Annotated in this window: 3 protein-coding genes; 1 reads left to right on the forward strand and 2 read right to left on the reverse strand. The window is 65.1% G+C overall.

Annotated elements, in window-relative coordinates; genetic code table 11:
• Both EOA22_RS30675 and EOA22_RS30680 read right to left on the reverse strand, forming a co-directional pair.
• The coding region (locus EOA22_RS30675) for an alcohol dehydrogenase catalytic domain-containing protein (RefSeq protein ID WP_164756056.1) at positions 1-486 on the reverse strand (486 nt) is incomplete at its 3' end.
• 53 nt (positions 487-539) lie between these two features.
• The gene (locus EOA22_RS30680) at positions 540-1781 is read right to left on the reverse strand and encodes an acyl-CoA dehydrogenase family protein (protein WP_063168968.1); all 1242 of its coding nucleotides are present in this window, start codon (positions 1779-1781) and stop codon (positions 540-542) included.
• A gap of 113 nt (positions 1782-1894) precedes the next feature.
• Between EOA22_RS30680 and EOA22_RS30685 the strand changes: the two genes are divergently transcribed.
• Positions 1895-2521: SDR family NAD(P)-dependent oxidoreductase (locus EOA22_RS30685; protein ID WP_127390476.1), on the forward strand; the 627-nt coding region annotated here is incomplete at its 3' end.

The raw sequence follows: 2521 nt of genomic DNA on the forward strand, positions 1-2521 counted from the left end.
GAGAAGGCCTTCCTCCTTGACGATGTCGAACATGGCGAGCGCCGTGAGCGGGTTGACGATCATCGCCGCACCGTCCTCGTCGCGAACGGTGTCGAGCAGCGGGATGCAGGCAGCCGCCTCGGCGACGGCATAGTCGGCCCACGAGCCCCAGTTGGTGACGCCGGTGGCAAAGGCCACGCGCTTGCCGATCAGGCTTTTGGGATAGGGCTCGTCCCCGCTGGCGACGACAATGCCGACACCCTCGAAACCGGCCGGCTGGCCCTTGGCACGCGGCTGGCCGTACTGGCCCTTGACGAAGGCGACATCGGACGGATTGATCGAGGCGAGGCTGACCTTGATCAGCACCTGGCTGGGGCCCGGTGTCGGCACCGCGATGCTGCCCGGCTCGAGATAGGGCTCCATCGCCTCCAGCACACTGCCGCTCCGCGTCCTGGTGTAGCCATCGCCGACAAGCAGCAGCGCCTTCATTTCGGATGGGACGGTCATCGGAACACTCCTCGCTCGAGCCTCGAGTCGCGCCCGCATGACGATGCCGGCGCTCAAACCTTCTCCTGCGTGTATTTCCTCAACTCCGTCCGCGCCACCTGACGGCGATGCACGGCGTCCGGCCCGTCGGCAAGGCGCAAGGTCCGCAGATGCGTCCACGACCGCGCCAGCGGTGTGTCCTGGCTGATGCCTTGCGCGCCGAACATCTGCACCGCCTCGTCGGTGACCTTGAGCGCGACGCGCGGTGCGACCACCTTGATCTGGCTGATCCAGGGAGCAGCGGCCCGCGCATCGCCCTGGTCGATCATCCACGCCGCCTTGAGGCAGAGCAGCCGCGCCATCTCGATCTCCATGCGGCATTCGGCGATGATGTCGAAATTGGCGCCGAGCTTTGCCAGCTTCTGGCCGAAGGCCTCGCGGCGCACGGAACGCTGGCACAGCATCTCGAGCGCCATCTCGGCCTGTCCGATGGCGCGCATGCAGTGGTGGATGCGGCCGGGACCGAGCCGCCCTTGCGCGATCTCGAACCCCCTGCCCTCGCCGAGGATCAGGTTCGACGCCGGTACGCGCACATTGTCGAAGCGAAGATGCATGTGGCCATGCGGCGCGTCGTCATCGCCATAGACCTGCATGGCCCGCACCTTGGTCACGCCTTTGGTGTCTGATGGCACCAGGATCATCGAATGGCGGCGGTGCTGCGGCTCGTCATCGCCCCCGGTCCTGACCATGACGATGTAGATGGCGCAGCGCGGATCGCCGGCGCCCGAAGCCCACCATTTCTCGCCATTGAGCACATAGTCGCCGCCGTGGCGTTCACAACGCATGGCAATGTTGGTGGCATCGGATGAAGCGACATCCGGCTCGGTCATCAGATAGGCCGAGCGGATATTGCCGTCGAGCAGCGGTTCCAGCCATGCTTTCTTGTGGTCGGCCGAGCCGTATCGCTCCAGCACCTCCATGTTGCCGGTGTCGGGCGCCGAGCAGTTGAAGGTCTCGGCGCCGAGATGCGCCTTGCCCATCTCTTCGGCCAGATAGGCGTATTCGACAGTGGAAAGGCCATAGCCGCGTTCCGAGCCGGTCAGCCAGAAATTCCACAGGCCGCGCTCTCTTGCGGTCTTCTTCAGCCCTTCGAGGATCTCGCTCTGACGCGCACTGTAGACCCAGCGGCTGCCTGCCTTGCCCACTTCGCTGAGGAATTCATGGTCGAGCGGCATGATCTCGTCGCGCACCATGGCCGCGACGCGCGCGTGGATTGGCTTCAGCCGCTCGGTCATGCCGAGATTCATCTCCGTCATCGGTCGCTAACCCTTCATACACGCCAGGCATTTTGTCAGTGGCAAGGATGACCGTACTTCGGATAGCCTTGTCAACGAACTGTTTGCCCGCATGCCGAGCGCGGAGAATTGTGATGAGCTATCTGGACGAACTGTTTTCGGTGGCCGGCAAGACCGCGCTGGTGACGGGTGCGGCGACCGGCATCGGCCGCATGGCGGCGACCGCGCTGGTCAGGGCCGGCGCCAGCGTGATGATCGCGTCGCGCAAGGGCGAGGATTGTATCAAGGTCGCCGAAGAGTTGAACCAGCTTGGTGCACCGGGCCGGGCCGACGGCTTCGTCGGCGACGTTTCCAGCGAAGCCGGCATCGCCGCACTCGTCGCCGAGGTCAAATCGCGCACCGAACGGCTGAACATTCTGGTCAACAACGCCGGCGTCTCCTGGGGCGCGCCGCTGGAAAGCTTCCCCTATTCGGCATGGGCCAAGGTGTTTGGCGTCAACGTCACCGCGGTCTTCCATCTGACGCGCGAATTGCTGCGGCTGCTCGATGCCGCCGCCAGCGACGCCGATCCGGCCAGGGTGATCAACCTCGGTTCGGTAATGGGCACGCAGCCGCTGGCCGACGACGCCTATTCCTACACCGCCTCGAAGGCTGCGGTTCATCATCTGACGCGCACACTGGCGCTCGAGTTCGCCGCCCGCCGCATCACCGTCAACGCCTTTGCCCCCGGCCCCTTCCAGAGCCGGATGACGGCATTTGCC

It is taken from the genome of Mesorhizobium sp. M7A.F.Ca.US.014.04.1.1 (assembly GCF_003998745.1).
Lineage (GTDB): Bacteria > Pseudomonadota > Alphaproteobacteria > Rhizobiales > Rhizobiaceae > Mesorhizobium > Mesorhizobium ciceri.

Excerpts from the sequence above, each read along its gene's own strand:
- EOA22_RS30680 (WP_063168968.1), bottom strand. The coding sequence starts at position 1,781 with ATGACGGAGATGAATCTCGGCATGACCGAGCGGCTGAAGCCAATCCAC.